Origin of the sequence: Haloferax sp. Atlit-6N, from assembly GCF_003383195.1 — an archaeon.
GTDB lineage: Archaea > Halobacteriota > Halobacteria > Halobacteriales > Haloferacaceae > Haloferax > Haloferax gibbonsii.
In genome coordinates this window covers 235903-256187 of the sequence record NZ_QEQJ01000002.1, presented here as the reverse complement: position 1 = coordinate 256187, position 20285 = coordinate 235903, and the positions used below count along the sequence as shown (strand labels likewise).

Annotated in this window: 23 protein-coding genes; 13 read left to right on the top strand and 10 right to left on the bottom strand. The window is 69.1% G+C overall.

The window, feature by feature from the left end:
• Window positions 1-119 precede the first annotated feature (119 nt).
• The 4 genes from DEQ92_RS10570 to DEQ92_RS10555 all read left to right on the top strand — a co-directional run bounded on the left by DEQ92_RS10570 (window position 120) and on the right by DEQ92_RS10555 (window position 3947).
• The gene (locus DEQ92_RS10570; RefSeq protein ID WP_115805094.1) at window positions 120-1538 is read left to right on the top strand and encodes a sodium-dependent transporter; all 1419 of its coding nucleotides are present in this window, start codon (window positions 120-122) and stop codon (window positions 1536-1538) included.
• Between the two features lie 226 nt (window positions 1539-1764).
• Entirely contained in the window at window positions 1765-3309 is a 1545-nt protein-coding gene (locus tag DEQ92_RS10565) for an acyl-CoA carboxylase subunit beta (protein ID WP_004975110.1), read from the top strand.
• Complete coding sequence (locus DEQ92_RS10560; RefSeq protein ID WP_004975108.1) at window positions 3306-3575, top strand: hypothetical protein; 270 nt, start codon at window positions 3306-3308, stop codon at window positions 3573-3575. The genes DEQ92_RS10565 and DEQ92_RS10560 overlap by 4 nt, the downstream gene beginning before the upstream one ends.
• A 63-nt stretch (window positions 3576-3638) precedes the next feature.
• Window positions 3639-3947 carry a hypothetical protein gene (locus tag DEQ92_RS10555; RefSeq protein WP_115820752.1) on the top strand — a complete coding sequence of 103 codons (309 nt, stop codon included), beginning with the start codon at window positions 3639-3641 and terminating at the stop codon, window positions 3945-3947.
• A 36-nt stretch (window positions 3948-3983) separates the two neighbouring features.
• Here DEQ92_RS10555 and DEQ92_RS10550 read toward each other — a convergent pair whose 3' ends face one another.
• The 7 genes from DEQ92_RS10550 to DEQ92_RS10520 all read right to left on the bottom strand — a co-directional run bounded on the left by DEQ92_RS10550 (window position 3984) and on the right by DEQ92_RS10520 (window position 8777).
• The gene (locus DEQ92_RS10550) at window positions 3984-4640 is read right to left on the bottom strand and encodes a glycerophosphodiester phosphodiesterase (RefSeq protein ID WP_004975104.1); all 657 of its coding nucleotides are present in this window, start codon (window positions 4638-4640) and stop codon (window positions 3984-3986) included.
• Window positions 4641-4856: 216 nt separating this feature from the next.
• Window positions 4857-5045 (bottom strand): 30S ribosomal protein S17e, encoded by a 189-nt coding sequence (locus DEQ92_RS10545; protein ID WP_004042417.1) that lies wholly within the window; start codon window positions 5043-5045, stop codon window positions 4857-4859.
• 24 nt (window positions 5046-5069) lie between these two features.
• Complete coding sequence (locus DEQ92_RS10540; RefSeq protein WP_115805093.1) at window positions 5070-5771, bottom strand: DUF447 domain-containing protein; 702 nt, start codon at window positions 5769-5771, stop codon at window positions 5070-5072.
• On the bottom strand, window positions 5768-6628 hold the full coding sequence (locus tag DEQ92_RS10535) for a triphosphoribosyl-dephospho-CoA synthase (RefSeq protein WP_115805092.1): 861 nt from the start codon (window positions 6626-6628) through the stop codon (window positions 5768-5770). The genes DEQ92_RS10540 and DEQ92_RS10535 overlap by 4 nt, the downstream gene beginning before the upstream one ends.
• Entirely contained in the window at window positions 6628-7419 is a 792-nt protein-coding gene (locus tag DEQ92_RS10530; RefSeq protein WP_115805091.1) for a tRNA-dihydrouridine synthase, read from the bottom strand. The genes DEQ92_RS10535 and DEQ92_RS10530 overlap by 1 nt, the downstream gene beginning before the upstream one ends.
• A complete protein-coding gene (gene cofD / locus DEQ92_RS10525; protein ID WP_004975093.1) occupies window positions 7419-8411 on the bottom strand; it encodes a 2-phospho-L-lactate transferase in 993 nt (330 codons plus the stop codon). The genes DEQ92_RS10530 and cofD overlap by 1 nt, the downstream gene beginning before the upstream one ends.
• 105 nt (window positions 8412-8516) lie before the next feature.
• A complete protein-coding gene (locus DEQ92_RS10520) occupies window positions 8517-8777 on the bottom strand; it encodes a hypothetical protein (protein WP_004975090.1) in 261 nt (86 codons plus the stop codon).
• A gap of 134 nt (window positions 8778-8911) precedes the next feature.
• Between DEQ92_RS10520 and DEQ92_RS10515 the strand changes: the two genes are divergently transcribed.
• From DEQ92_RS10515 to DEQ92_RS10495, 5 genes are all read left to right on the top strand, one after another.
• A complete protein-coding gene (locus DEQ92_RS10515; protein ID WP_004975088.1) occupies window positions 8912-9514 on the top strand; it encodes a hypothetical protein in 603 nt (200 codons plus the stop codon).
• A gap of 99 nt (window positions 9515-9613) precedes the next feature.
• Window positions 9614-10786 (top strand): HD domain-containing protein, encoded by a 1173-nt coding sequence (locus DEQ92_RS10510; protein ID WP_115820751.1) that lies wholly within the window; start codon window positions 9614-9616, stop codon window positions 10784-10786.
• Between the two features lie 70 nt (window positions 10787-10856).
• Complete coding sequence (locus DEQ92_RS10505) at window positions 10857-12080, top strand: HD domain-containing protein (RefSeq protein ID WP_115820750.1); 1224 nt, start codon at window positions 10857-10859, stop codon at window positions 12078-12080.
• Between the two features lie 52 nt (window positions 12081-12132).
• Entirely contained in the window at window positions 12133-13146 is a 1014-nt protein-coding gene (locus DEQ92_RS10500; protein ID WP_115805086.1) for an amidohydrolase family protein, read from the top strand.
• A 132-nt stretch (window positions 13147-13278) separates the two neighbouring features.
• On the top strand, window positions 13279-13845 hold the full coding sequence (locus tag DEQ92_RS10495) for a universal stress protein (RefSeq protein WP_115820749.1): 567 nt from the start codon (window positions 13279-13281) through the stop codon (window positions 13843-13845).
• A 31-nt stretch (window positions 13846-13876) separates the two neighbouring features.
• Here the strand turns inward: DEQ92_RS10495 and DEQ92_RS10490 are convergent, their stop codons facing one another.
• Both DEQ92_RS10490 and pccA read right to left on the bottom strand, forming a co-directional pair.
• Window positions 13877-15007 carry a bifunctional biotin--[acetyl-CoA-carboxylase] synthetase/biotin operon repressor gene (locus DEQ92_RS10490; RefSeq protein ID WP_004975078.1) on the bottom strand — a complete coding sequence of 377 codons (1131 nt, stop codon included), beginning with the start codon at window positions 15005-15007 and terminating at the stop codon, window positions 13877-13879.
• A 66-nt stretch (window positions 15008-15073) separates the two neighbouring features.
• Window positions 15074-16876: a propionyl-CoA carboxylase biotin carboxylase/biotin-carboxyl carrier subunit gene (gene pccA / locus DEQ92_RS10485; protein ID WP_115820748.1), complete on the bottom strand. Its 1803-nt coding sequence runs from the start codon at window positions 16874-16876 to the stop codon at window positions 15074-15076.
• Window positions 16877-17073: 197 nt separating this feature from the next.
• Here pccA and asd point away from each other — a divergent pair, with 197 nt between their 5' ends.
• Window positions 17074-18108, top strand: coding sequence for an aspartate-semialdehyde dehydrogenase (gene asd, locus DEQ92_RS10480; protein ID WP_008095439.1), 1035 nt, complete (start codon window positions 17074-17076; stop codon window positions 18106-18108).
• 1 nt (window position 18109) lies between these two features.
• Here asd and DEQ92_RS10475 read toward each other — a convergent pair whose 3' ends face one another.
• Window positions 18110-18694, bottom strand: a complete 585-nt coding sequence (locus tag DEQ92_RS10475) for a GNAT family N-acetyltransferase (RefSeq protein WP_049913608.1) — start codon at window positions 18692-18694, stop codon at window positions 18110-18112.
• 136 nt (window positions 18695-18830) lie between these two features.
• On the opposite strand from DEQ92_RS10475, the gene DEQ92_RS10470 reads away from it, so the two are divergent.
• The 3 genes from DEQ92_RS10470 (at window position 18831) to DEQ92_RS10460 (ending at window position 20281) form a co-directional block, all read left to right on the top strand.
• Window positions 18831-19352 carry an HPP family protein gene (locus DEQ92_RS10470; RefSeq protein ID WP_115805084.1) on the top strand — a complete coding sequence of 174 codons (522 nt, stop codon included), beginning with the start codon at window positions 18831-18833 and terminating at the stop codon, window positions 19350-19352.
• A 348-nt stretch (window positions 19353-19700) separates the two neighbouring features.
• Complete coding sequence (locus DEQ92_RS10465) at window positions 19701-19970, top strand: hypothetical protein (protein WP_004042445.1); 270 nt, start codon at window positions 19701-19703, stop codon at window positions 19968-19970.
• Window positions 19971-20083: 113 nt separating this feature from the next.
• A complete protein-coding gene (locus DEQ92_RS10460) occupies window positions 20084-20281 on the top strand; it encodes a hypothetical protein (protein ID WP_115805083.1) in 198 nt (65 codons plus the stop codon).
• The last annotated feature ends 4 nt before the right edge of the window (window positions 20282-20285 follow it).

Sequence of the window (20285 nt, the reverse complement as noted above, 5' to 3'; positions counted from 1 at the left end):
TTTTTCTCGACTATTCGACGGTGATTTTCACGCGTAGACCACTCAAAACCGTTAAATTTCTCCGATGACGTATCGTTGGTTCGAAAGCCCTTTTACCGGTGGACTGGCAATGGGTGTCAATGACACGAGAAACATGGGCAACACGGCTCGGGTTCATCCTCGCGGCCGTCGGCAGCGCGGTCGGCCTCGGGAACATCTGGCGATTCCCGTGGCAGACCGCCGAAAACGGCGGCAGCGCGTTCCTCGTCGTGTATCTCGGTATCGTCCTCCTCGTCGGCGTCCCCGGTCTGCTCGGCGAGTTCGTCATCGGTCGTCGGGCGAAGAAGTCGCCGGTCGGCGCGCTCCGGGACCTCTCGGGGTCGAAAACGTGGGGCGTCGTCGGCGCGTTCTCGGTCGTCACCGGCATCTCGCTGCTCTCGTTCTACAGCGTCGTCGGCGGGTGGATCATCCGGTATCTCCTCGAAAGCGGGGCCGCGGTCGTCGGCGGCAGCCCCGCGTACTTCACGAATCCGGGCCAGTACTTCGGCGGCGTCTCCGCCGGCGTCGACGCCGCGCTCTACCACCTCCTGTTTCTCGGACTGACCGCGCTCATCGTCTTCGCGGGCGTCCGCAAGGGCATCGAACTCGGCACGAAAATCATGATGCCCGCCGTGCTCGTCCTGCTCGCCGGTCTCGCCGCCTGGGCCGCGACCCAGCCTAACGCGGCCGCCGGTTACGCCTTCTTCCTCCGCTTCGACCCCTCGGTCATCACCGAGAACTTCTTCGCTATCCTCGGTCCCGCCGCCGGACAGGCGCTGTTTACGCTCTCGCTCGGCGCGGGCACGATGATAACGTACTCCTCGTACCTCGACGAGGACCGCTCGCTTCCCTTCGACGGCAGCGCCATCGCCGTCCTCAACACGAGCGTCGGCGTCATCACGGGTCTCGTCGTCTTCCCGCTCCTGTTCTCGCAGGGCGTCAACCCGACCGAGACCGGGACCGGACCGGGCGCGCTGTTCGTCGGCCTCGCGGGGGCGTTCTCGCAGCTCCCCGCGGGGACGCTCATCGCCACCGCGTTCTTCGCCGTCGTGACGCTCGCGGCGCTGTCGAGTTCCATCAGCATGCTCGAAATCCCCGTCGCGTTCCTCGTCGACGAGTACGGCGTCTCTCGCAAACGCGCCGTCACCGGGATGACCGCGCTCGTCGCCGTCACCGGAACCGTCTGCGCGTTCAATCCGAGCATCTTCGGCTTCGTCGCCGGGCCGCTCGTGAACGTCCTCCTGACCGCCGGCCTCGCCGCGTTCCTCCTGTTCGTCGGCTGGGTCATGGGCCGCGAGGCGCTCGAGGAGTTCGCCGCCGGCGCGGGCGAGTTCTCGAAGTCTCTCGGCACGCCGTGGCTCTTCGCCGTCGGCGTCGTCCTCCCGCTGTTCCTCGTCTTCACGCTCCTCACGCACTTCGGCGTGGACACGACCATCGGCTTCTGGCCGACCGTCGGCGTCGCCGTCGTCGCGTCCGCCGCCGCTTTCTTGGGCCTGCGACAGCCCAACTCGGTCGTCTGAGTGGGGCTCTCCCGGCCGCGTTCGGGGCGCTGACTCGACTCCGACTGCTCCCTTTGCTCCGTTTTCGACCGACGCGAACGCGGGGAGTGCTTCGCGTCGCTAACTATGATGATTGTTCCACCTATTCTTCGACAACTGTCGAAGTAAGGGTTGCCGGATTGCGGAACTCCTTTGACCGAGGACTGCGGACCGTTGCTCCAATGAGCGAAGGTGGTCTGGCATGACGATGGAAGACCGGATCGACGAACTCCGCGAGAAGCGCGAGGAAGCCCTGAAGGGCGGCGGCGAGGACCGAATCGCCTCCCAGCACGACAAGGGCAAGATGACCGCCCGCGAGCGCATCGACTACTTCCTCGACGACGGTACCTTCCGCGAGTTCGACCAGTTCCGGACCCACCGCAACCACAAGTTCGGGATGGAGGAGACGAAACTGCCCGGCGACGGCGTCATCACCGGCTACGGCGAGGTCGACGGCCGGACCGTCTTCGTCTTCGCCCACGACTTCACCGTCTTCGGCGGCTCGCTCGGCGAGGTGTTCGCCGAGAAGGTCTGTAAGGTGATGGACAAGGCGATGGAGGTCGGCGCACCCGTCGTCGGTCTCAACGACTCCGCCGGCGCGCGGATTCAGGAGGGCGTCCAGTCGCTCGGCGGCTTCGGCGAAATCTTCCGCCGCAACACCGAGGCGTCCGGCGTCATCCCGCAGATTTCGGCCATCATGGGCCCCTGCGCCGGCGGCGCGGTCTACTCCCCCGCGCTGACGGACTTCACGTTCATGGTCCGCGACACGAGCCACATGTTCATCACCGGCCCGGACGTCATCAAGACGGTCACGGGCGAGGAGGTCACCTTCGACGAACTCGGCGGCGCGACGACGCACACCTCGACAAGCGGGGTCGCCCACTTCGCCACCGACACCGAAGAGCAGGCGCTCGACGACATCCGCCACCTGCTTTCGTACCTCCCGCAGAACAACGTCGAAGACCCCCCGCGCGTCGAGCCGTGGGACGACCCCGAACGCGTCGACGACGACCTCGCCGAGGTCGTCCCCGACCAACCCCGCAAGCCCTACGACATCCACGACGTGCTCGACGGCGTTCTCGACGAGGGCTCGTTCTTCGGCGTCCAGGAGGACTTCGCCAAGAACATCGTCGTCGGCTTCGGCCGCCTCGACGGCCGCTCGGTCGGCATCGTCGCCAACCAGCCCCGCGTGAACGCCGGCACCCTCGACATCGAGGCCTCCGAGAAGGGCGCGCGCTTCATCCGCTTTTGCGACTCGTTCAACATCCCCATCCTCACCTTCGTGGACGTGCCCGGCTTCCTGCCCGGCACGGACCAGGAACACAACGGCATCATCCGCCACGGCGCGAAGCTCCTGTACGCCTACTCCGAGGCGACGGTGCCGCTCATGACCGTCATCACGCGCAAGGCCTACGGCGGCGCGTACGACGTCATGGCCTCGAAGCACCTCGGCGCGGACGTGAACTACGCGTGGCCGACCGCCGAAATCGCCGTGATGGGCCCGCAGGGCGCGGTCAACATCCTCTACCGCGACGAACTCGACGCCGCGGACGACCCCGACGCCCGCCGCGACGAACTCATCGAGGAGTACCGCGAGGAGTTCGCCAACCCCTACACCGCCGCGGACCGCGGCTTCATCGACGACGTCATCGAACCCGGCGAGACCCGCGAGCGCCTCATCTCGGACCTCCGGATGCTGAACTCCAAGCGAAAGTCCCAACCCGACAAGAAACACGGCAACATCCCGCTATGAGCGGGGAGTTGCTGTCTGGGCTGTCGATTCCGGACGACGCCGACGCCGAGGAGGCCGCGGCCATCGCCGCCGCCGTCGGCGCGCACCTCCACGACCAGTCGGTCGCCGCGGCCGCCGCGGCCGCAGCGGACGGCGAGGAGACGTGGAACGAGCAGCGCTGGCGCTACGCCGGTCGCCTCGAATCGGTCACCGGCTGTGGCCGTCGCGTCCCCACCGGCGCGCCGACCGACGCGTGGGCCGCCTCGGGCCGCACCGACCGGTTCTGAGTCTGAGGACTGCAGTTTCACGACAGAACGCTCACATTCTCGTCCGACATCAGTCGGACCAATATGGTCCAAACCGCGCTCGTCTGGCTGTTTCTCAACGCCGTCCTCGCCGGGTTCGCCGCCGTCGCGTCCGCCGCACACTACGCCGACGAGGGCGAACCCGACTTCGTCTCCGCGGCGCTCGCCGCCGTCTTCGCCGGGACCTGCGTCGAACTCGGGATGGCGAACGGCTACATTCCCGATAGCGTCCTCCCGTCTGTCGCGGTCGGGGTCTGCGTCGTCGTCGCCCTCCTCTCGCTCGCGCTCGGTGTGAAACGGGACCAGACGGCGTTTCAGGCGTTCCGCGGCGACGCTCGGACTCGGTCTCGGTAACCGGCGGTCAGTAGCCGGCGGTCGATGCTCGGTAGTTCACTCCGCGAGTTTCGGGTCGTCGACGATGACGCCGTCCACACCGTACTCTCGAAGTCTCCGCGCGACCTCGCGGTCGGGAACCGTCCACGCGTTGACCTCGAAGCCGCGGCCGTGCGCCTCGTCCACCCGTGCCGACGAGAGCAGGTCGTAGTGCGGGTGGACGGCCGCGCAGTCGAGGTCGGCGGCGACCGACAGCGACTCCGTCCAGTCGGCCGCGAAGAGGAAGGCGACCGGGAGCGCGGTCGTCTCGCGCACCTCGCGGAGCGCCTCGGCGTCGAACGACGAGACGAGCACCTCGTTTCCCGCGTCGCCGACGACGGCGGCGAGGTCGTCGGCGAGGCCGGCCACCTTCAGTTCGACGTTGACCGCGACGCGGTCCGGCAGGGCGTCGAACACCGCGGCGAGCGTCGGAATCGACTCGTCGGAGTCGCCGACGGTGAGTTCTTGCAGGTCAACGAGACTCGTGTCGGCGACGCGGCCGGTCGCGCCCGTCAGGCGGTCGAGCGTCTCGTCGTGGAAGACGACGAGTTCGCCGGAGCCGCAGCGCCGGACGTCGAGTTCGACCCAGTCGAGTCGCGCCGCGGCCGCGTCGAAGGCGGCGAGCGTGTTTTCGGGGGCGAGGGCGGGACAGCCGCGGTGACCGATGACGCGCATGTCGGTGCATCGCGGGAGGGCGGACTAAACGCTTCCTCCGGACCGGTCGAAAGCGATGGTGAGCGGAGGGGAACGGTGGGGAGCAGTTCGTACGGGAATCGTTTACTGGGGACCGAGCCGTGCGGGCGTCGCGCGGCCCGTCGCGCGCGGACCGGCGCGGCCGCTCCGCGCGGGCTGGAGAAGATGTGTTCGCAGAGAGAATCGACTGACTCGAACTTACGCGCCCTGGCCGCCCTTCTTGCGCGTGATGTAGCCGGCGATGCGGTTGCGGACGCCCTTCGACTCGACCGTGGTCAGTTCTTCGACGCTGTCCTTGTTCGTCTCGAAGTCCGTGTTGAACGCCTGCGGGTATCGCTCCAGCAGGATGTTACCAAGCTGCTTGACGTACTTGGGCTTGATTGCCATGTCGGAAGATTCCCCGGACGAACACTAAAACGATTCGTTCCGTCTCGCGGCCGCCCGCTCGCGCCAGCCCGTCAACTCGTCGATTCGCGCGAACGCCTCGCGCTCTCTTTCCCCGCCGCATTTCCCGACCGTCTCGGCGAAGTACGCGAGCCGGTCCAGCAGGTCGTCGGTGTCGAACGCCGGCACGTCGAGGCGCGAGGCCGCCACCGTCGCGTCGATGACCGCGCCGAAGCCGCGATTGATGGTGAACGGTCGGCGTTGCTCGACCGCGGCATCGACGGGCCGGAGTTCCCATTCCTCCCACTCGGTCCCGCCGTCCTCGCCGGAATCGACCGCTGTCGCCTCGACTTCGGCCCACGCGTCGGCCGAATCGAGGAGCGGCGAGTCTCGCTCGTAGATGGTCATCGCGGCCTCGACGAACGCCCGCGGGTCGGAGACGAACTGGACGACGCCGCCCCCCTGCCGGTGGAAGTTCCGACGGGTTCGGGTGTTTCCCCACGTCGTCGCGGTCGCGGGCGGGTGAGAGCCGGTAGCCGAGCCGCCGCTGTCGTCGGTTCCGGCGTCGGACTCCGGCGCGCGGACGCCGAGCGCCGCGAAGTTCCACCGGTCGTTCGGCCCGAGCGTGGCGACGACCGTCTCGGTGACGCCGCGGAGTTCGACGGGCCAGTCGTCGCTGTCGCGGTCGCCGGCTCGACGCCCCGCGTCCGCTGTCTCGTCGTCGCTCACAGCGGGACCCCCCGCTCCAGCGCGACGAACGTCGCCGCGCAGACGATGTCGGCGGTCGTGCCGGGGTTGATTCCCTCGGCGACGAACTCGTCGGCCAGTTCCTCGGCCTCGTCGAGGTCCGAGACCGCGGCCGCGCGGTCCATCACGTCGCGGGCGACGGCCTCGCCGTGGTTCGTCGCGACGAGCGTGTCCGGTTCCTCCGCGAGGAGGTCGAGAAACGCGCGAGCGACGCGGTCGGTGACGGGGCCGTCGTCGGCGAGGATGGCCTCGGCCGCGCGGAAGGTCCGGGCGAAGCCGCCGGTCCACTCGCGGGCGTTGGCGTCGCGCTCGGCGCTGAGGTCCATCACGTCGTAGAGCGTGAACTCGCGGTCCCGGAGCGCGTCGGCCGCGTCGCCGCCGCGCCGAACGTCGAGGTCGGGGGCGTCATCGGGCACGTCGCCGACGGCCACGTCGACGTGTTCGAAGGCGCGGTAGAAATCGACCGCGTCGGCGACGGTGGTCGACTCGACCACGTCGGTCGCCCCGGCGGGAGAGAGGTCTCGGTCGTCGTCTGCCGCGGCCCGGACGAGCGGGGCGAGAAGCAGGAGACAGCCAAACTGGGTGTTCCCGCCGCCCTGTCGGCTCATGCCGGCGACCGCCTCCTCGAACGCCTCGCCGACGGGCGCGCCCGACGCGGCGAGTCCGAGGCCGGCCGCGGAGCCGACCGCGCCCGTCAGGAAGTGCTCGAAGCGCAGGTCCGAGAGGTCGCGGCGGCGGTCGACGTTCCCCGGCTTGGGCGTGCCGGCGACTTCGAGCAGGAGCGCGAGTTCGGCGTGGCGCGCGGGGCCGAACCCGCGGTCGGAGACGGGCGCGACCATCAGGCGGACACCCCGCTCTCGTCGCCCGAATCGGCCGCGTCCTCGCGGCCACCGAACCAGTCGTCCACGGCGGTTCGGACCCGGCGGAGGACCGCCGGGTTGTCGCTCGGCCGCCCGACGCTCACCGCGTCGGCCCCGTAATCGAGGTACTCGGTCGCCGTCTCGCGGTCGCGGACGCCGTTGTTGGCGACGAGGAAGAGTTCGGGCGCGGCGGCGGTCACGTCGGCAATCGCAGCCTCGGAGTCCATCGCGTCGACGTGGAGCCAGTCGGCCCCGGCGTCGGCGAGCGCGACCGCGAGGCTCGGGAGGTCCACATCGTCGATTTCGGCGCGGACTTTCGCGCCGACCGGCGCGCCCGACTCGGCGGCCGCGGCGACGTAGGAGGCCAGTCGGTCGGTGTCGCGCAGGAGCGTCTCGCCGCAGCCGACGGCGCGGAGTTCGTCCTGTCGGCAGTGGGCGTTTATCTCCACGCCCGCGCCGCGGTCGGCGCAGACGGCCGCGACCTCCCGAATCGGGGCCGGCGAGGTCGCCCTGACGTTGACCGCGACGAAGCGGTCCTCGCCGTCGAATCCGGCGAGGGAAGCGAGTTGGTCGGAGACGAAGGCGACCGGGTCGTCGGCGAGGAACTCCGAGCGCCCGCGGGCAACGAGTTCGCGGGCCGCCGCCTGCGAGGCGTCGTCGAGGGCGACGCCGCCGAGGAACGCCGCGCCGACGTGCGGTGCCGCGGCGTCCGCCCACGCGGCGTCGGACTCGCCGCTGAGGCTCGCGACGGCGACGCGCGGGTCGAACATCACGACACCTCCGCGAGCGCCTCGGCGACGGCGCGGGCGACGCGCTCGGCGTCTTCCGGGCCGTCGATTCGGGTGTCGGTTCTGACCACCGGGCGGTCGAGGTCGGTGCCGTCGTCGCGGTCGAGGACGAACGCGTCGGCGAAGGGGTAGGCCTCGGCGACGCCCGCGGTCGAGGGGTCGTAGCCGACGCCCTCCATGAGGTCGGCGGCGGGCCCGGAGAACACGGTGTCCTCGACGAACGGCGAGACGGCGACGACCGGCGTGTCGGCGAGGGCGTCCGCGAAGCCGTCGATGGCGAGCATCGGCCCGATGCTCGTGACCGGGTTCGAGGGACCGACGACGACGGGGTCCGCGAGGGCGTCGGCGACCTCGTCGGTGACGGTCGCGTCGGCAGCGCCGCGGAACTCAACGTCGCGGACGGCGGGGTCTGCCCGGCGGTGGACCCAGTACTCCTGGAAGTGCATCGTCCCCTCGTCGGTGTGAATCAGCGTCGCCACGGGGTCGTCGCTCATCGGGAGGAGCGACGCGTCGAGGTCGAAGGCGTCGGCGAGGGTTTCCGTGACCTCGGTCAGCGTGTCCCCTTCGTCGAGAAGCGAGGTTCGGGTGATGTGGACCGCGCGGTCGCGGTCGCCGATTTCCATGAACTCCGCGACGCCGGAGAAGCGACGCCAGCGGGCGATGTCGCGGCCGGTGGTCTGGGCCGACTCGGGGAGGTATCGCGGGCCGGGTTCGAGGCCGGCCGCGTCGGCGAGCCGGTGGAGTTCGTCGTCGGTCGCGGTGGTGTCGCCGGCGACGCCCCACCAGCGGTCGGTGTCGAGGACGCCGCCGCCGGCGAAGAGGACGGTGTCCACGTCGGGACAGACGAGGTGGCCGCCGAGTTCCACGTCGTCGCCGGTGTTGGCGACGACGGTCGTCTCGGCGGGGTCGAACACCCCGGCGGCCCCGTCGAGGAGTTTGGGGGTGCCCGTACCCCCGGCGAGGAAGGTGACCATGGTGCGCCGTAGGGCGAGTGTCCGTTTGAAAGTTCCTTCACCGGAGACGACGGCCGGTCGCGCGCCGTGAGGGGGATACGGCCGCGGAGACCGACGAAGCCCTCGTCAGGGCCCGCCGCGGTAGGCCACCGACACGTCGAACTCAGCGGGCATCACCTGTCCGGCGACCGCCTTCCTGACGAAATAACCCGAAAAGCCGGTCGTCACGGCCGCTCCGAGGCCGGAGACGACGAACATCACGCGCCCGGCAGTCACGCCGGTCAAGGCGCTCATCGCGGCCCAGTAGCCCGCGAAAGCCACGGAGAGACAGGCGAAGCCGAGGAGCGCGTAGCCGACGGCGTTTCCGAGCGCCGAGCGGAGACTCATGTCAGCGTCTCGTCGCCCCCGAGTGAAACGGTTTGTGGGCGGTCGAACCACCGCCATCACCGTTCGACGGGGCGGACTACAGACAACACGCGTCACAGAACGGCTATCGCCGCAGCGAGACGAATATACCATCCATGGAATTGTCCCCTCGAACCACGGTCGCGGTCGCGGTCGTTCTCGTCGTCGCCGCCGTCGCCGGTGGCCTGCTCGCCCTCGATTTCGAGGCGGCGAGCTACGAGACGACGGCCTCGGCGACCGCCGCGTCGGGCGGGGCGAACGTCGATTCGCTCCCGCCGGTTACCGACGGGACCCTCGTGGTCGACGCGCCCGAAGCCGTCCGCGACGACCTCACGGCAGCACTCGTCGAATCGTTCGCGGAGCGCGGCGTGACCCTCGAACCGGCCGACGCCCGCGACGAGGACGTTGATGGTCCGGTCGTGGTCGTCGTCGTGGACGAGTGGGACTCGCGCTGGAACCCGGTCGCGCCTGCGGGGTCGGTGGCGTGGCGCGCGGCCTTCGACGCCGGCGGGCACGCGAGACACGTCGACGCGGCGCTCTCGGGCGACGCGCTCGTCTTCGAGTCGACCGACGGTCCCGACCTCGCGGGGTCGGTCGAAGCGTCGGTCGACAGCGCCGGAACCGGGGTCGTCAGCCGACCCGCCTACCGCGCGCACCTCGTCGGCGTCGTCGCCGACGCGACCGCAGAGCAGGTCGTCGGGCAGTTCTCCCAGCGGTGAAGCGGGCAGCACGGGGCCGAACGGCCGCACGGGAAGCCATTCCGTCCCCGCGACGACCCGAATGCTCGGCTATTTGACTCCTCTCGTGCAACACCCGCTATGACCGCCGTCAAGGACAGCGTCCACGACTACATCTCGCTCGACCCCGTGGCCGCCGAACTCGTCGATACGCCCGCCTTCCAGCGGCTTCGACACATCAAACAGCTCTCGACGGTCCGGCTCGTCTACCCCTCCGCGAGCCACACGCGGTTCGAACACAGCCTCGGCGTCTACCACCTCGCCTCCCGCGCCCTCTCGCACCTCGGCGTCGACGGCGACCGCGCCGCTCACGTCCGCGCCGCCGCGCTCCTCCACGACATCGGCCACGGCCCCTACGGCCACCAGACCGAGGACCTCATCCGCCGGCGCACCGGCCGCGACCACGACGAGATTCACCATCTGCTCGACGGGACCGAGGTCGGCGACGTCCTGACCGACCACGGCCTCGACGCCGCCCGCGTCGCCGACATGGTCGACGGCGCGGGCGGCCTCGGCCAGTTGGTTTCGGGCGAGTTGGACGTCGACCGGATGGACTACCTCGTCCGCGACGCCCACCACACGGGCGTCCCCTACGGCACTATCGACCACGGCCGCCTCGTCCGCGAACTCCGGTACCGGGACGGTGAACTCGTGTTGGCCGAGGGGAACGTCCAGACCGCCGAATCCCTGCTTCTCGCCCGGGCGCTGATGAACGCGACCGTCTACCGTCACCACGTCTCCCGCATCGCCGGCGCGATGCTCGAACGCGCCTCCGAGCGCCTCGTCGACGGCGGCGTGCCAATCGAGGTGTTCGTCCGGATGGCCGACCACGACCTGCTCGTCGCGCTCGGCGAGCGCGTGCCCGACCTCGGCCGCCGAATCGAGCGCCGCGACCTCTACAAGCGGGCCGTCTGGGCCCCCATCGACGCCGTGCCGACCGACGTGGTCGAACTCGACTTCGAGGCGACGCGGGCGGCCGAGCGGGACGTCGCCGACGCCGCCGACGTGTCGCCCGAGTCGGTCATCGTGGACGCGCCGTCGCGCCCGCGAATCAAGGAGTCCCGGTCGCGCGTCGTCGTCAACGGCGTCGTCCGGCGGCTCGAAGACGCCTCGGAACTCGTGGGCGCGCTCCGGTCGGCCGAGCGGACGCAGTGGCGACTCGGCGTCTACGCGCCCGACGCGGTCCGCGACGAGGTGGCCGCGGCCGCCGTGGACGTGCTCGGGCTTCCGGTTCGCGTGACGACCCCGGTCTGAGGCGCGGAGAGAGCCGGAGACACACCACCCGTCCGACCCTTTTTCACCGATGGCGGCCGATTCACCCACAATGACGACCATCAAGGACAGCGTCCACGACCACATCGAGGTCGAGGGCGCGGCCGAAGCCCTCCTCGATACGCCGGAGATGCAGCGGCTCCGGCGCATCAAGCAGTTGGGAACCGTCCAACTGGTCTACCCCTCGGCGAACCACACACGGTTCGAACACAGCCTCGGCGTCTACCACCTCGCCTCCCGCGCCCTCTCGCATCTCGGCATCGAGGGCGACGCTGCCGCCCACGTCGAGGCCGCGGCCCTCCTCCACGACGTCGGCCACGGCCCCTACAGCCACAACATCGAGGACGTGACCCACCGCTACACCGGCAAGTACCACGACGACGTGGAGGAACTCGTCGCCCGCGGGACCGTCGGCGAGACGCTTGAGGACGAGGGACTGGACCCCGAGCGGGTCGCCGCCTTAGTCGAGGGCGACGGCGAGTTCGGCCAGTTGGTCTCCGGTGAGTTGGACGTCGACCGGATGGATTACCTCGTTCGCGACGCCCACCACACGGGCGTCCCCTACGGCACCATCGACCACGAGCGCCTGATTCGAGAGCTGACGTTCGTCGACGGCGAGTTGGTCCTCGCGGAGGGGAACGTCCAGACCGCCGAATCGCTCCTCCTCGCCCGGGCGCTCATGAACCCGACCGTCTACCAGCACCACGTCGCGCGCATCTCGAAGGCGATGCTCCGGCGCGCGTCGGAGCGACTGCTCGCCGAGCCGGACATCGACGCCGAGGAGCTCCGGCGGATGGACGACCCCGACCTGCTCGTCGCGCTCAAACTCACCGACTCGACGAGCGCCTTCGCCGAGCGACTGGCCACCCGCGACCTCTACAAGCGGGCCGTCTGGGCGGAGTTGCCGAACGTCCCCGACTCGATTATCGACGCCGGGCACGACGCGCTCGCGGCGTTCGAGCGGGACATCGCCGACGCCGCCGACGCGTCGCCCGAGTCGGTCATCCTCGACGTGCCCTCGCGCCCGTCGATGACCGAGTCGTCGTCGCGGGTGATGGTCAACGGCGAGATTCGGCAGTTGGAGCGGGAGTCGCCGCTCGTGCAGGCGCTGCGGACCGCACAGGAACAGCAGTGGCGACTCGGCGTCTACGCCCCGCGCGAGGAGACGGAGCGCGTCGGCCGCGCGGCCGCGGACGTGCTCGGCCTCGACGTCGACGGCGCGCTCGTCGCCGAGGTCAGAAGCGGCCTCAACGCGACGCTCGACGAGTTCGAGTAATCCCCGTCCCGAGACGGGAGGTTCAAGCACCGCCGAGACGCATTCGAGAGCGATGCAACTCGAGGGTACGATACTCCGCGGCCGCGACTTCGACCCGGTCGAGGGGCGGGTCGTCGTCGAAGACGGCACGATAACCGCAATCGAGGAGACGGCGACCGAGTCGACGGACATCATCTTGCCCGCGTTCGTCAACGCCCACACCCACCTCGGCGACTCCATCGCCAAGGAGGCCGGCGAGGGACTGTCGCTCGACGACCTCGTCGCGCCGCCGGACGGATTGAAACACCGGCTCCTCCGCGCGGCGAGCACCGAGGAGAAAGCCGCCGCGATGCACCGGTCGCTCCGGATGATGGAGGCCGGCGGCACGGCGGCCTGTCTGGAGTTCCGCGAGGGCGGCGTCGAGGGCGTCGACGTCATCCGGCGGGCGCTCGACGGCCGCGACATCGAGGCGGTCGTCTTCGGGCGCGAGACGGCCGACGCGATGGAAATCGCCGACGGCTTCGGCGCGTCGGGTGCGCGCGACGGCGAGTTCGGCGCGCTCCGGAACGCGACCGCGGCCGCCGGAAAGCTGTTCGGCATCCACGCGGGCGAGCGCGACGCCCACGACATCAACGCCGCGTTGGACCTCGAACCGGACTTCCTCGTCCACATGGTCCACCCGGAGGCGCTCCACCTCGAACGCGTCGAGGACAGCGAGATTCCCGTCGTCATCTGCCCGCGGTCGAACCTCGTCACCGACGCGGGCGTCGCGCCGATTCGCGAACTGGTCGACCGCACCACCGTCGCGCTCGGCACGGACAACGTGATGCTCAACAGCCCTTCGATGTTCCGCGAGATGGAGTTCACCTCCAAGCTGGCGGACGTTTCCGCCGCCGAGGTCCTCCGCATGGCGACCGTCAACGGGGCCGACATCGCCGGGCTGAACTACGGCCTCGTCGAGGAGGGCCGCGACGCCAAGCTGCTGGTCCTCGACGGCGACACGGACAACCTCGCGGGCGTCGAGGACGTGGTCCGCGCCGTCGTCCGCCGCGCCGGGCAGGCGGACGTGAAAGACGTGTACCTCTGAGTTCGGGCGACGTCCCCGCCTTCCGCTTCCGACCGAAGCCGCCCAGAACTCCCATGGAACCGACCTATTCTCGCAGTACTCCTCCCGTAGCAAAGGGTTATTACCGACCCCGAGAAAATGTTATCAAGTGTCATGGTGTTGTACGACCGAATCATCGTTCCCATCGACGGCTCCGCCGGCTCCGAGCGCGTCGCGGTCCACGCGGCGGCGTTAGCGGCCGTTCACGATGCGGAACTCCACGGGGTGTACGTGGTGAACGCCGGGAGCTTCGCGGGGCTCCCGATGGAATCGTCGTGGGAGGGGCTCGACGACATGCTGCGCGCCGACGCCGAGTCGGCGCTCGACCAGGTCGAGCGCGCGGCCGAGTCGCAGGGCGTCCCCGTCGAGACGCACGTCCTCGAAGGGACGCCGAGCCGAGAAATCGTCGAGTTCGCCGAGCGCGGCGGGTGCGACCTCATCGTGATGGGAACCCACGGCCGCGGCGGTATCGACCGCCTCCTCCTCGGGTCGGTCGCGGAAAAGGTCGTCCGGGCGTCGAAAGTCCCCGTCCTGACCGTCCGCATCGAGGGCGGCGGCGACGACGCGGACGAGTTCGCCGTCGAGGTACCGGACGACGCCGCGCCCGAGTCGCCCGCGGATTCCCCCGTGGAGGCTGACGCCGCCGCCGATTCGACGGCGACCGCCGACGGCGGAGAATAGCGACGTAGCCGCGCGGGGGTCGGTCGCGGTTTCAGCGCCCGCCGTCGGCCGGGCGCAGGTGTTCGCAGTCGCCGGCGTGGACTCGTTTTTCGCCCTCGTCGGTTCGAACGACGAGCGTGCCGGGGTGTTCGATATCGACCGCCTCCCCCTCGATGACGCCGCTCGCGGTGTGGACGCGGACCCGCCTGCCGAGCGTGTCCGCCCGCTCGCGCCACGCCGGGAGGACGGCGTCGATGTCGCCGCGCAGTTCGTCGAAGCGTTCGAGCACCCGCTGGACGAACACGCGGCGTTCGACGGGGCCCGCTTCCGCGGCGACGCTCGTCGCGCCCTCGGGGAGGTCCGCGGGGTCGAGGTTGACGTTGATTCCGGGGCCGATGACGAGCCACGAGACGCGGTCGGCCTCGCCTTCCATCTCGGTGAGGATGCCGCAGAGCTTTCGGTAGCCGCGGTCAGTAGGCGTGTCGGAGTCCTTCGAACCTCCGCTCGCTTCGCTCGCGGAAATGCCGTCTGCATTCGCAGACGAACTGCCACTCGCTTCGCTCGTGGCAACGCCACCGGCGTGAGCCGGTGAACCTCCGCTCGCTTCGCTCGCGGAGACACCGTCGGACGCTGACGCGCCCGACGGGTTATCGTTCGCTTCGCTCACGATAACGTCGTTCGGCCACTTGATGCTCGCGTCCACCCCGGCCTCGCGCGCCGCGTCGCAGACGGCGACGGCCATCGCCAGCGTGTACAGCGGGGCGTACGCCGGCGGTTCGTCGGGGCGCACGAGCAGGCTCATCCAGACGCCGCCGTCGGGCGCGGACCACTCGCGGTTCTTTCTCCCCCGGCTGGCGGTCTGCTCGCGGGCGACGACGACCACGTCGCTCGCGCCCTCGGCGGCGAGTTCGCGGGCGCGGACGTTCGAGGAGTCGAGCGTCTCGTGGAACTCGATGTCGTAGTCGACTTCGAGGCCGTACTCGATTGCCGGGCCGCCGTACTCCGGCACGTCGGTGACGACGTAGCCGTCGCCGGCGCTCTCGACGCCGAACCCCTCGTCGCGGAGTGACTCGACGTGCTTCCAGACGGCGGCGCGGGAGACGCCCAGTCGGTCGGCGAGGTCGGGCCCGGAGACGGGACCCTCGGCGAGTGCGTCGAGGAGGGCGCGTCGCGTGTCGCTCATGCGGGTGGATACCGGCGCACGGGAAAAGAGGTTCGCGGTTCGGACGTCGGTCCCGAGGTCTCGGGACTATTCGAGGACGAGCAGCACGTCGCCCATGTCGACGCTGTCGCCCTCGGAGACGAGGACCTGCGAGACGGTGCCGCCGCGCTCGGCGACCACGTCGTTTTCCATCTTCATGGCTTCGAGGATGCAGACGGTGTCGCCGGGTTCGACCTCGTCGCCCTCCTCGACTTCGACGGAGAGGATGGTCCCCTGCATCTCGGCGGTGACGGACTCGCCGTCGCCCTCGATAATCTGCTGGGAGTCGTCGTTCCCGCCGTCGTCGCGGCGCTTGCGCGGGCCGGAGGAGTTGGATTTGCCCGCGGACGCGTTACCGACCGGGATGGCGGGCGCGCCGCGCTCTTCGAGGCTGACCTCGAAGCGCTTGCCGTTGACTTCGACGGTGAAGGTTCGTTCTGTGACCTCGTCGTCGTCGTCATCGTCGGCGACGGCCTCGGGCGACCAGCGCTCGACGGCGGCCTGAATGCGGTCGGGGTCGAGCACCTCGTCGAGGTACTTCGTCGTGTGGCTCCCCTCGCGGAACGCCTCGTCGGTGAGCATGAGGCGGTGGAACGGGATGACCGTGCGGAGCCCCTCGATATCGAACTCGGCGAGCGCGCGCTCGGCGCGGGCGAGAACCTCCTCGCGGTCCGAGGCGGTGACGATGAGTTTGGCTATCATCGAGTCGTAGTCGCCACCGATTTCGTCGCCCTGACGGACGGCGTCGTCCATGCGGACGCCGATGCCGCCCGGCGGGTCGTAGGTCGCGAGCGTGCCCGTCGCGGGCGCGAACTCCTTTTCGGGGGCCTCCGCGTTGATGCGGAACTCCATCGAGTGCCCCTCGATTTCCACGTCGTCCTGCGAGAAGTCGAGTTCCTCGCCGGCGGCGACGCGCAGTTGCCACTTCACCACGTCGAGGCCCGTCACTTCCTCGGTGACGGTGTGTTCGACCTGGATGCGCGTGTTGACCTCCATGAAGTAGAACTCGCTATCCTCGACGAGGAACTCTACGGTGCCGGCGTTGGTGTAGTCGGCGGCGCGAACGCCGCGGCGGGCGGCCTCGCCGATGCGCTCGCGCAGGTCGTCGGAGAGCGCGGGCGACGGGGCCTCCTCGATGACCTTCTGGTGGCGGCGCTGGAGCGAGCAGTCGCGCTCGCCGAGGTGGCGGACGTTGCCGTGCTCGTCGGCGAGAATTTGCACCTCGATGTGGCGCGGCGCTTCGAGGTACTTCTCGACGTAGACGGAGGCGTTGTCGAAGTACGCCTCGCCCTCGCGCTTTGCCGTCTCGAACTGCTCGTCGACCTCGTCCTCGGAGTGGACGACCTTCAGGCCGCGGCCGCCGCCGCCGCCTTCGGCCTTGATGGCGACCGGGTAGCCGAACTCGTCGGCGACGGCCTTGACGTCGTCGGCGGAGTCGGCGGGCTCGGTCGTGCCGGGGACGACCGGCACGTCGGCGTCCTGCATGAGCGCGCGGGCCTTCGTCTTCTCGCCGAGGCGCTCCATCGCGTCGGCCGACGGGCCGACCCACTTGAACTCGGACTCCTCGACCTTCCGGGCGAACGCGGCGTTCTCCGCGAGGAAGCCGTAGCCGGGGTGGATGGCGTCGGCGTCGGCCTTCCGTGCGGCCTCGATGACCGACTCGTGGTCGAGGTAGGAATCGGCCGCGCGGGCGGGACCGATGTTGTACGCCTCGTCGGCGTACCGCACGTGCCCGCCGTGTTTGTCCGCCTCGCTGTAGACGGCGACGGTCCGGACTCCTAACTCCTCGCAGGCGCGCATGACGCGCACCGCGATCTCGCCTCGGTTGGCGACGAGAACCTTGCTGAACATTTGCGGTAGTCTTTCAGGGAACCGCACGTTATTCTATCGGTTTTACCAACGCACGTCGGTGCCCGCTTCGACAGACGACGATTTACGTGTTCGACCATGAAGGAACGGCCGAGATTACACTTCTCTGGCACTATACGCCGCGAATACTGGTTCAAATCCAAACGGCCTTATGCGTGTGCCACACTACGACACGGGTAATGGCAGTACGAGTCGGCATCCTCGGTGCAACCGGCGCAGTCGGACAGCGATTCATCCAACTCCTCGAAGACCACCCGACGTTCGAACTCGCGGCGCTGACCGCGAGCGAGTCGAGCGCGGGCAAGCGATACGACGAGGCCGCGAAGTGGCGCGTCAACACTCCCATCCCGGACGACGTGGCCGCGATGGAAGTCGGCAGCACCGACCCCGCGGACGTGCCCGACGACATCGACCTCCTGTTTTCGTCGCTCCCGTCGTCGGTCGCCGCCGAGGTCGAACCCGAGTTCCTCGAGGCGGGCTACGTCGTCTCTTCGAACTCCTCGAACGACCGCATGGCACCCGACGTGCCGCTCACGATTCCGGAGATCAATCCGGAGCACCTCGACCTCATCGAGGTCCAGCGCGACGAGCGCGGCTGGGACGGCGCGCTCGTGAAGAACCCGAACTGCTCGACCATCACGATGGTCCCGACGCTCGCCGCGCTCGACCAGTTCGGCCTCGAACGCGTCGACGTCACGACCCTGCAGGCGGTCTCCGGCGCGGGCTACGACGGCGTCACCTCGATGGAGATAATCGACAACGCCATCCCGCACATCGGCGGCGAAGAAGAGAAGATGGAGACGGAGTCCCGCAAGCTTCTGGGCTCGTTCGACGGCGCGGAAGTCGCGCTCCACGGCGCGGAGGTCAACGCCTCGTGTAACCGCATCCCGACGCTCGACGGCCACCTCGAGAGCGTCTTCGCCGACCTCGCCGACGACGCCTCCCCCGAGGACGTCGCGGCCGCGATGCGCGAGTACCCCGGCGTCGACCTCCCGAGCGCGCCCGAACAGCTCATCCACGTCTTCGAGGACAACTTCCGCCCGCAGCCCCGCCTCGACCGCGAGCGCGGCGACGGCATGCAGATTTCCGCGGGCGGCATCCAGGCCACCGAGCGCGGCGTGAAGTACAACTGCCTCGCGCACAACACGATTCGCGGCGCGGCCGGTGCGTCCGTCCTCAACGGCGAACTCCTCGCCCAAGAGGGCTGGATTTAGGCTATATCCACCCGTCGGCGTCGCTCCCGGACTCGCGTTCGGCGTCGCCGACGTTCTCTTCGTCTCGCCACTCGTCGGCGAGCCGACCGTATCGAAGCACGTCGACGTGGTCGCCGTCGACGAATCCCTGTTCCCGGTGGACGCCCTCGCGTTCGAAGCCGGCTTTCTCCAGCACGCGGGTCGACGCCGGGTTCGTCTCGTAGGCGTTCGCGTACAGTTTGTTGAGTCGGCGCTCGCCGAAGGCGTAGCCGCAGAGCGTCCGCAGCGCGTCTGTCGCGTAGCCGTTGCCCCAGTGGTCGGGCGCGACGAGATAGCCGACCTCGGCCGCGCCGGTGACGACGTTCGGCGGCTTGAGTCCGATAGTCCCGACCGGGTCGCCGTCGACCGCGACGACGAAGTTGATGTCGTCGCCGTCGCCGCGCGACTCGACCCACTCGCGCTCTGTCGCCCGCGTCACCGGGTCGGTGGCGGCGATTCCCCGCCGAACCCGCGGGTCGTTGACCGTCTCGTGGAGGAACTCGACGTGCTCCGACTCGACGGTTCTGAGTTCGACGCGGTCGCCTTCGAGAAACGCGGCTCCGCACATATCCCGTCCGTCGTCGCGGTCGCACTTCAACGTGGGCGTGCGGAGCACGCGGTATCTGTCGGCGAGCCCCACGGAACCGGTTCGATTCGTCCAGAGTTAGACACCGTTTTCACGCCGCGTCGACAGAGCGTGTCACATGTCTCGACGCGGTCTCGAAACGGGACTCTCCGCCGGTCTGCTCGTCGCCGCACTCGGCGGCATCGCGTGGGCGACCGGCGAGCCGTTCGTCTTTCCGAGCCTCGGCCCCACGGCGTTCGTCCTCGCCTTCCGCCGTCGCGGCGGGCGCTCCCGCTCGTCTCGCATCGTCGGCGGCCACGCCGTCGGCGCCGTCGTCGGCTTCGCGGCCTACGCGCTCGTCGCCCCCGGCGTGACGCTCGACCCGTCGCTCTCGGCCGCGTCGACGGACACGCTGCGCCTCGTCACGAGCGGGGCGGTCTCGGTCGCTGCGACGAGTTGGGGAATGGTGGAACTCGACGCGGTCCACCCGCCGGCCTGCGCGACGACGCTCATCGTCTCGCTCGGCCTGCTCTCGACGCCGCAGTCGGTCGCGACTATCGTCGCGAGCGTGGTCGTTCTCGTGGGGGTCCACCGGGCGACGGGCGCGCTGTTCGCTGAGATGTACGGGGACAGTCCAACCGACGCGGGAACGCGGAGTTGAGGTCTGGGCCGGCCCTCGGAGGCCGCTCGGAGACCCATTGGAGGCCGCTCGGACGGTCGATTCTCGGTACCGCCGGCTCGAATCGATAGCCGAGAGAATAGATGGGGAGAAGGCGAATGATTCCGCTCGTCGCCCTGATGTGCCTCTGACAGCAGCAAACGTAATTCGTCATGGAGTAACTTATGATTTCTGTGAAACACGTTCGCACCGGCCGCGCTAGGGTCGCTCGCGTGCAAACGTGGCATATCCGGCATCGGTGAGCCTCCGCCCCGACTGACATTCCGCGACAAGAGACACCTACGACGACAGGTATATGTGCCATGGTCTCAATTGACACGCTGTATCGCTATGAAGCCGTGCCACAGCTGTCAGGCGGTTATCGACGAGTACATCCTGGACAAAAAGCTCGAAGTGCTGCGCGACCTCACGGTTGACGACTTCAACCTCTGTGCTGACTGCACGACAGTCGTCGCCGATGCGTGCGTGGAATGCGGCGGTGGCGTCTATGTCCCGCGGGGCGAAACGACGGTCCCCGACTACTGTCCGGCGTGCCGCGCGGACCTCATCCGGCGCACGGGGAGCGACCCCGGCTGGACCTGCGATGCCGTCTCGACCTGAGTAGCGGTTCCCGGCCGTTTTTTGGTGGTTGTTGCAGGGTGTGACGAACAGTCACACCGTGTTTGTCCCAGAGTCACCACGAGATTTTTGTCCGCCGCCGAGAAAAATGTTGTATGGCTGAAAAGAGTGTGGTCGAGTTCGTCGAGGAGTGGCAACGCGGCGCGTTTCTCCTGCTCGGTTCGGCGCTCGTGGGAGGCGTCTCCGCGGTGTTCGTCGGGTCGCGGACTGGCGGAACGATGGGGTTGTTGGCGTTCTTCCTCGGCTCGGTGCTGGCGTTTCTGGCGTTTTCGTATCTGTTCTACGGGGAGTGAGGTT

What these genes read in the sequence shown, in the direction of transcription:
- pccA (WP_115820748.1), bottom strand. Translation starts at nt 16,876, where the DNA reads ATGTTCAGCAAGGTTCTCGTCGCCAACCGAGGCGAGATCGCGGTGCGC.
- DEQ92_RS10560 (WP_004975108.1), top strand. Translation starts at nt 3,306, where the DNA reads ATGAGCGGGGAGTTGCTGTCTGGGCTGTCGATTCCGGACGACGCCGAC.
- DEQ92_RS10500 (WP_115805086.1), top strand. Translation starts at nt 12,133, where the DNA reads ATGCAACTCGAGGGTACGATACTCCGCGGCCGCGACTTCGACCCGGTC.
- asd (WP_008095439.1), top strand. Translation starts at nt 17,074, where the DNA reads ATGGCAGTACGAGTCGGCATCCTCGGTGCAACCGGCGCAGTCGGACAG.
- DEQ92_RS10550 (WP_004975104.1), bottom strand. Translation starts at nt 4,640, where the DNA reads ATGCGCGTCATCGGTCACCGCGGCTGTCCCGCCCTCGCCCCCGAAAAC.
- DEQ92_RS10460 (WP_115805083.1), top strand. Translation starts at nt 20,084, where the DNA reads ATGGCTGAAAAGAGTGTGGTCGAGTTCGTCGAGGAGTGGCAACGCGGC.
- DEQ92_RS10495 (WP_115820749.1), top strand. Translation starts at nt 13,279, where the DNA reads ATGGTGTTGTACGACCGAATCATCGTTCCCATCGACGGCTCCGCCGGC.
- DEQ92_RS10475 (WP_049913608.1), bottom strand. Translation starts at nt 18,694, where the DNA reads ATGTGCGGAGCCGCGTTTCTCGAAGGCGACCGCGTCGAACTCAGAACC.
- DEQ92_RS10490 (WP_004975078.1), bottom strand. Translation starts at nt 15,007, where the DNA reads ATGAGCGACACGCGACGCGCCCTCCTCGACGCACTCGCCGAGGGTCCC.
- DEQ92_RS10555 (WP_115820752.1), top strand. Translation starts at nt 3,639, where the DNA reads ATGGTCCAAACCGCGCTCGTCTGGCTGTTTCTCAACGCCGTCCTCGCC.
- DEQ92_RS10510 (WP_115820751.1), top strand. Translation starts at nt 9,614, where the DNA reads ATGACCGCCGTCAAGGACAGCGTCCACGACTACATCTCGCTCGACCCC.
- cofD (WP_004975093.1), bottom strand. Translation starts at nt 8,411, where the DNA reads ATGGTCACCTTCCTCGCCGGGGGTACGGGCACCCCCAAACTCCTCGAC.
- DEQ92_RS10530 (WP_115805091.1), bottom strand. Translation starts at nt 7,419, where the DNA reads ATGTTCGACCCGCGCGTCGCCGTCGCGAGCCTCAGCGGCGAGTCCGAC.
- DEQ92_RS10470 (WP_115805084.1), top strand. Translation starts at nt 18,831, where the DNA reads ATGTCTCGACGCGGTCTCGAAACGGGACTCTCCGCCGGTCTGCTCGTC.
- DEQ92_RS10570 (WP_115805094.1), top strand. Translation starts at nt 120, where the DNA reads ATGACACGAGAAACATGGGCAACACGGCTCGGGTTCATCCTCGCGGCC.
- DEQ92_RS10465 (WP_004042445.1), top strand. Translation starts at nt 19,701, where the DNA reads ATGAAGCCGTGCCACAGCTGTCAGGCGGTTATCGACGAGTACATCCTG.
- DEQ92_RS10565 (WP_004975110.1), top strand. Translation starts at nt 1,765, where the DNA reads ATGGAAGACCGGATCGACGAACTCCGCGAGAAGCGCGAGGAAGCCCTG.
- DEQ92_RS10515 (WP_004975088.1), top strand. Translation starts at nt 8,912, where the DNA reads ATGGAATTGTCCCCTCGAACCACGGTCGCGGTCGCGGTCGTTCTCGTC.
- DEQ92_RS10545 (WP_004042417.1), bottom strand. Translation starts at nt 5,045, where the DNA reads ATGGCAATCAAGCCCAAGTACGTCAAGCAGCTTGGTAACATCCTGCTG.
- DEQ92_RS10520 (WP_004975090.1), bottom strand. Translation starts at nt 8,777, where the DNA reads ATGAGTCTCCGCTCGGCGCTCGGAAACGCCGTCGGCTACGCGCTCCTC.
- DEQ92_RS10535 (WP_115805092.1), bottom strand. Translation starts at nt 6,628, where the DNA reads ATGGTCGCGCCCGTCTCCGACCGCGGGTTCGGCCCCGCGCGCCACGCC.
- DEQ92_RS10505 (WP_115820750.1), top strand. Translation starts at nt 10,857, where the DNA reads ATGACGACCATCAAGGACAGCGTCCACGACCACATCGAGGTCGAGGGC.